The sequence below is a fragment of the Streptomyces sp. NPDC048275 genome (assembly GCF_040652275.1).
In the GTDB taxonomy this organism is placed as follows: domain Bacteria; phylum Actinomycetota; class Actinomycetes; order Streptomycetales; family Streptomycetaceae; genus Streptomyces.
This window is the reverse complement of record NZ_JBEZLR010000029.1, coordinates 23,479-29,649: the sequence shown is the minus strand read 5'-3', so window position 1 is coordinate 29,649 and position 6,171 is coordinate 23,479. Positions and strand designations below refer to the sequence as shown.

Sequence of the window (6,171 nt, the reverse complement as noted above, 5' to 3'; positions counted from 1 at the left end):
TAACCCGCTGCTCTCCCGCACCGACCTCACCCCAGGCAACGCTCAGCGGGCCATCTCCACCGCCCTCGCCTGGCTGAACGACCACGCCACCACCACCGAAGCCGGATTCGTCCTCAACCCGCTGCTCTCCCGCACCGACCTCACCCCAGGCAACGCTCAGCGGGCCATCTCCACCGCCCTCGCCTGGCTGAACGACCACGCCACCACCACCAGGGCTGACTTTGTGATGGGCGCGTTGCTCAAGTGTCTTCCTGTCGAGGAGATCCCCTCAGCCATGACGGGGATCGTAGAAGCCTGGATCAACGAACACGTGCCGGAGCAAGATTTCACGTACCTGAGCAAATGGGTCCTCCGCAAGCAGCTCATGAGCCAGACGATCTTTGAAGCCGTCCTTGGCTGGGCCCACGCCAACCCCGACAGCGAGGACCTCGTCTTTCGCCTGGCCTCTGCCGGCTTCCAGGTGGGCCCCTACGTCACCTCCCGGGAAAACAGCCTCAAATGGCTCCGCACCGTCGAGCTCTGCATCGACCACGCCGAACGCCGCGGCCCCACTGCCAACCTCAACGGCGCCCTGGATGCTCTGATCGGCACCCTGACCATCCAGTTCCGTACCGGCGTCGGCGCCGCAGTGGCAGACGATTGCATCCAGCGCTGGCTCGCGCTTGGCTGCTCCATGAATCCCTCTGTCTTCCGCCCTCAGGGCGAGGTCGTCCACCGCTGCCATGCCATGGCCCTTAGTGGCCGGTTCGACGAGGCCGAGTGGGGATCCATCGCAAAACGGCTCCGCGATTGGGTCACCCAGTGGCCCCAGCACGAGAACACAGACGAGGTGCTGGCCTTCATCAACTCCCACGTGTCCAAAGCACTGCCGTAGGCAAGCCGCACCCGCGCTAGCGAGGCCCGCAGGAGTCTGCTGTGCCTGAGAGCTGGTTCAGCATCATCCAGCCTGCGCATCGCCTCGGCAGCCGAAACGGGGACTCACGGATCTCAACGCACCTATCCAGCAACGGCCCCTGACCAGACATGCTGATCAGGGGCCGCTATCACGCGGTGGGTGTGGGATTTGAACCCACGGTGACATCGCTGCCACGACGGTTTTCAAGACCGTTCCCTTAGGCCGCTCGGGCAACCCACCTGTGCCCCGTCCCACCTGGGACGGAGCGGGTACAGCCTACCGGCCTCAGACGTTGTGCGGGGGCCGTGGTCCACACGGGGTCCACTGGCACCTCACGGTGCCTCGGAGCACGGTGACCGGTCAGCCCCTCAAGGTGTCCGTGGGTTGGAGGTGCAAGGTTGCGCCGGCCACCCGCTAATTAGAACGAGGACTGTGCCAGCACGCTGCATCGATCCCACGCCTTGATGGCTAGTCCGAGTGGGAACGCGGGGTGCCCCGGACGCCCCAGACTCTGGAAATCAGCTGCAGAACATCAGGCCCACAGACGAACATCGTTCCCTATGAATGAGATCCGCATAGATGCCGTCTACCAGGCATCCAGTGAGCCGACCGTCGGCCGCATGTGCCACATCGACCCTGCCCTCGGCTCTGTGCCCCTCACGACCACGGTCGATGCCTTCGATGTGGTGCTCGCCTTCCCCAAGTTCGAGGGCCAGCTCCCTGCTGAGGGATACGTCAGTTGGTGGGGCGACGACAGCGCACCGGTGGCGCTGGGCCCGGCACGATTCACCGCACACACCGTTTTCACGCTCACGGCCGACCTTGATGAGGATGCCGTGCGAACAGAGCTGAAAGCCGCCATCACGGCCATCAGATTCGCCGCTGCACGCCTGTCCGACGCGCTGCGGGTCGAGCAGCCGAGCGTGGGCATGGTGGGAGAGATCCCGAAGATGCTGTCACTCACAGTGGCAGACATCACCCAGGGTCTCGAACTGCCGGTGCCTGAACCGCTCAATCCCGGATACTCGATGGTTGTGGGTCTGCCCGCGCTCACCGTCGACACGGCCACGAGAGCACTGCGCGACGGTCTCTCGCCTGCACGAGCGCTGCTCTCGCAAGCGCGGTACCTGACGCAGTCGACCAACAGCCCACAGCCCGGGATGGCGATTCTGTTGGCCGCGGTGGCGGCCGAGACGTATGCCAAGGAATCCCTCAAGTCTTGCCGACCCCCCGGATCCACACCCAGCCTGCGAACACTCCAGCAAGACCACGGCACCGCCGTCGACCTCTATGGCCCGATTGCGAAAGCGGTGATCAGCCGATCCCTCGAAGCCGATGATCCCGCGCTCTGGTCGGATCTCGGATCGCTCTTCAACGCTCGGAACAAGATGGCCCATAAGCTCAAGACGCCGACACATCTTGATGCGAGAAAATTGGTCATCGCTGGGATGAGGGCCATGGACTGGCTTTCCTCAGGGCTGCCCAAAATTGCGGCCGAACCAGCCTGTTAACTATCATCCGCCCACACATTCAGTTCGACGGAAGTCTTTTTGATGGCACGGTCTACGATTTCACTTAGCGACCGATAATCATGGTCAGGGAAATAGTTGGACACTAGGCCGAACAGTGGGGCACTGAGGTCGACCTTATCCGTGTCGACGTCCCCTAGCAGGTTATAGTGCATCAGGGTGTTGCGGAATCCTCGCACCTGTCGCGCCAGGAGGACCTCAGCTTCGGGAGTACCGACGATGCGTTCTACATGCGCCATAGAATCGGGCGACAGCCTAGAATAATGAAAAACGTCTCGCTTGAGCACATTAAGACTGCTCAGCACCTGATACAGCGCAATATAACGCATCTTGAAGACCGTGTACTCCAAATCAAGCACGTCACTCCCGGCCACAACGATTGAATCGACGAAATTCATCCTCGTGCGGAAATCGCTGAGGAGACCATTCATCCCTGGCGTAGCTCGCCTATTGAAGACTCGACCATAGTATCGGTGAGCGCGAACGTCTGAACTATTTAGCTCGGCACCCGAGAGACTCGCAACAAAAGTTCGGGTGCCAGGCGATCGCAAGTCAGCACCAAGAGCACCAAAACACTGACCAAATTCAGACATTATGCGACGAATGTACGCCCCGCCATCGTTGCCGAATAGGTGCTCCGCCTCGATACCGAGGTGGAACGCCGCGGAATGCGTTGTACTCACGACCCTTCCGCCATAGCCGTATATCCCTAGGTCCGTTTCGATAAGGCGGGCAGGTGGAAACCAGGTGTTCCCCAGAAAATATCGCGAATGCTTCGCCCAAATTTCCTTCAGGAAGTGATCCAAAAGGCCGTCAATCTTTCGCTTCGTATCCTCGAACAACTTGAGGCTGTGTCGAGAGTTGGCACAAATACGCTCCGCCTCCACAGACAGATTAGCAAAGGCGCTAGGGTCAATATGCTGCGGCTTTCTACGCGCCTCATAAATAAATAGCGCAACGTACGGAGCGGTACAAAATGGGATCACACCCGAAGGATCAGAACCCTGCATAACCTCCAAGTCGCCAAACAGGCGACCTATATAGTCTGCGTCATTAAGTACGCCAGCGACGATCACTTCATCATGTACAGACACTGCGATACCCTCCGTTCATCCTGCATGGCAGGCTCCTCCCGCCGAGGTGAGCATGCAAGGGGTTTTAGGCTCAAGGTGGTTACCGTCTCGCGGGTAACCTCGATTCACGTGCATCGGAAATCGCGTCAACATGCGGAAGACAATTCGCGAGGGCCACAAGTACGGGCTGTGGGGTCGCGGACCGGCCGGGCCACCTTGGTTCCGGCGCCGGGCACTTCCTGTCCCGTAGCACTCCACACACGGCATGCAGCCTCGGTACCGTCAAGGGTAGAAGCCCCGACGGATGGAGCACGATGCCTCGCCGCCCGCTGGAACACCAGTGCCTCACCCACAAGGGGGCGCGCTGATGCTGGAGGAAGCCGAAGAGATCGGCCGTCGCGCACGCCGCGCACGGCTCCGCCTCGGCATGACACAGGCCGACCTCGCCACCGCCCTCGGCAAGACGCAGGGGTGGGTCTCCAAGATGGAGCGCGGGCACATCGAACTCGACCGCGTCGGCCTGCTCAACCTGCTCGCCTCGGAGCTGCACGTACACCCCAACGACCTCATCGGGCGTCCGTACAACAGCTCCCCGGCCGAGAATCAGTGGCAGGTCGCCGCCGCGTCCATCCTTCGCGAGCTGCGCCGGTACGACCTGACCCCCGTCTTTGACGGCACGCCCAGGTCGGCCGGTCAGCTCTGGCAGGAAACCACTCGGCTCCACCGTCTCCGCGATGCCGCCGCCAACGTGGCGATCATGGAGGTACTTCCTGACCTGTTCCGCGAGACGCGCGCCCTGGCCGAGGTCGCCACGGGGCACGAGCGGGAAGAGGCGTACGCGATTTACGCGGTGTGCTGCAAGTTCGCCCACACTTCCGCGCATGCCCTCGGGCACCCTGAGCTGGTCGCCATGGCCTGTGAGCGGGCTGCATGGTCGGCGCGACAGTCCGGTGATCCCGTCCTGCCGGCTGTTGCCGACTGGATGCGCGTCTGGGACATGTGGGCTACGGCGGACTGGGACGACGCCATTGCCCTGTCGGACAAGGCGATCCGCAGCGTGCAGGAGGGATACGACCTGGGTGAGCCGCTCGCCGTGCGAGCGTGGGGTTCCCTGCAACTGCGTGCGGCCATCTCCGCCGCTCGGGGTGGTCATCGCGCCGAAGCTCGCGAGCGAGTCGACTACGCGCGGACTGCAGCGGATCGAATGACCGAGTACGCGGGCCCCCCGGTGTACGACCGCCACAGCCTGACCTTCTCGCCCGGCAACGTGCAGATCCACGCGATCAGCGTTGCGTTGGAGATGCACGAACAGGGCAAGGCGCTGTCGATAAACCGGCGCACGAGTCCGGACGTGATCGAGTCGCTTCCCAACTCCCGCCGTGGTCATCACCACATGGACCTGGCGCGTGCCTGGCTGTGGGACGGGAATCGCGACTCGGCGCTGAAGGAACTGGAGAAGGCCGAGCGCATCGCGCCCCAGCTCGTTCGCAACCACCCCATCGCTCGGTCAACCCTGCGCAGCATCGTGTACGCCGAGCGAGCGAGCACCCGTGAGAAGCTGCGCCGCATGTCGGACCGCTTCCACCTCGACGGGTGAGGGTCGTATTCCTGCGGTTCATATTGGGCCCCGAGCACACACCTAGCTTCGGGGCATGGCCGATCGAACCTCGAAGCAACTCCCCACGCCCAGGACTGCGTTAGCCCCAGGCAGCCCCTTTCACCCACGCCTCGGCGACCTCGCCGTCGACCTCGCCAAAGACGGGACGGTCGGGGTGGTCGTCGCCCTGCCCAGCGACAGTTCGGCGTCGTACCAACTGCGTCCGCCTGGCGGTGGCGTGGACTGGCGCGCGAGGTCGGACGGAACCACCCTCCGGCCCGTGCCGGTACCGGTCACGCACGTCACGCCCATGCGGCGAGACGCTGCATACGACCCCCGTGCGCAGCAGGCGGGCCTGGCGGTAACCGTCCACTACGAGGACGGGGGCACATGCGAATCGCTACTCGTTCTCACCCCCGCGCAAGTCGAGCTGTTCCACACCCAGCTCGACCGCATGATCAAGGCGAGGGAATCGGCCCAGGATCGTACGCGGTGAGCCCGAACGTGCTGATGCTCGCCCCACCGACCTCTGCACGTGCCCTCGTGCGACCTCCTGTCGCATTCCGCTGTGAATCCACCGCCCACGGCCTCAGTGGCTCCTGCGAAGTCCTACTCGCCACCTACCGCGGCCGTTCCCCACGCCTCGCGGCCCGGTGGCTGAGAGCCTCCGCGCACCGCCTCGCCAGGCTGCTGTCCCCGGACCTCGGGGCCATGAGTCTCGCTGACGCGCCGCTCGTCGTCACCAGGCCGGAAATCCCGCGTCCCGATGTGGAGTTGCGTGCCTGGGCCGAAAGCGACCAGGCGTACGAGCACGCGCTACGCGCTCTTGCCGCAGGCCGCGCGTTCATGTTCACCGTGACGGACTACGACGCCCGGTACTCCCTCCGCGTGTACCCGTTACCGGCCCGCCGGCCACGCCTCCCGCAGCATCCCGCCCTCGCCGAGGGCCCGCCCGATCCCTCAGCGAGGGTGGGCCGTCACCGACGAGCCCACGGGCGTCGCCCGACCCGATGACTCCCGCCCCCGCGTCTCTTCCGGTTCCCCCCGGCGCGGGGGTGGGTCCACCACGCACATCAC

At 63.9% G+C, this 6,171-nt stretch carries 6 protein-coding genes and 1 tRNA gene; 5 read left to right on the top strand and 2 right to left on the bottom strand.

The window, feature by feature from the left end; all coding sequences use genetic code 11:
* A partial coding sequence (locus tag AB0D57_RS19150; protein ID WP_362073704.1) for a hypothetical protein occupies window positions 1-874 on the top strand: 874 nt, incomplete at its 5' end.
* 174 nt (window positions 875-1,048) lie between these two features.
* Here the strand turns inward: AB0D57_RS19150 and AB0D57_RS19145 are convergent.
* A tRNA-Ser gene (locus AB0D57_RS19145) sits at window positions 1,049-1,135 on the bottom strand.
* Between the two features lie 320 nt (window positions 1,136-1,455).
* Between AB0D57_RS19145 and AB0D57_RS19140 the strand changes: the two genes are divergently transcribed.
* Complete coding sequence (locus AB0D57_RS19140) at window positions 1,456-2,406, top strand: hypothetical protein (RefSeq protein ID WP_362073701.1); 951 nt, start codon at window positions 1,456-1,458, stop codon at window positions 2,404-2,406.
* Here AB0D57_RS19140 and AB0D57_RS19135 read toward each other — a convergent pair.
* Window positions 2,403-3,518, bottom strand: coding sequence for a hypothetical protein (locus AB0D57_RS19135; protein ID WP_362073698.1), 1,116 nt, complete (start codon window positions 3,516-3,518; stop codon window positions 2,403-2,405). The genes AB0D57_RS19140 and AB0D57_RS19135 overlap by 4 nt on opposite strands.
* Before the next feature lie 346 nt (window positions 3,519-3,864).
* Between AB0D57_RS19135 and AB0D57_RS19130 the strand changes: the two genes are divergently transcribed.
* From AB0D57_RS19130 to AB0D57_RS19120, 3 genes are all read left to right on the top strand, one after another.
* Entirely contained in the window at window positions 3,865-5,094 is a 1,230-nt protein-coding gene (locus tag AB0D57_RS19130; protein WP_362073695.1) for a helix-turn-helix transcriptional regulator, read from the top strand.
* Between the two features lie 55 nt (window positions 5,095-5,149).
* Window positions 5,150-5,590 carry a hypothetical protein gene (locus AB0D57_RS19125; protein ID WP_362073692.1) on the top strand — a complete coding sequence of 147 codons (441 nt, stop codon included), beginning with the start codon at window positions 5,150-5,152 and terminating at the stop codon, window positions 5,588-5,590.
* 215 nt (window positions 5,591-5,805) lie between these two features.
* The gene (locus tag AB0D57_RS19120) at window positions 5,806-6,108 is read left to right on the top strand and encodes a hypothetical protein (protein WP_362073689.1); all 303 of its coding nucleotides are present in this window, start codon (window positions 5,806-5,808) and stop codon (window positions 6,106-6,108) included.
* Window positions 6,109-6,171 lie beyond the last annotated feature (63 nt).

Coding starts and splice junctions, on each gene's coding strand:
- AB0D57_RS19140 (WP_362073701.1), top strand. CDS start 1,456: ATGAATGAGATCCGCATAGATGCCGTCTACCAGGCATCCAGTGAGCCG.
- AB0D57_RS19130 (WP_362073695.1), top strand. CDS start 3,865: ATGCTGGAGGAAGCCGAAGAGATCGGCCGTCGCGCACGCCGCGCACGG.
- AB0D57_RS19125 (WP_362073692.1), top strand. CDS start 5,150: ATGGCCGATCGAACCTCGAAGCAACTCCCCACGCCCAGGACTGCGTTA.
- AB0D57_RS19120 (WP_362073689.1), top strand. CDS start 5,806: ATGAGTCTCGCTGACGCGCCGCTCGTCGTCACCAGGCCGGAAATCCCG.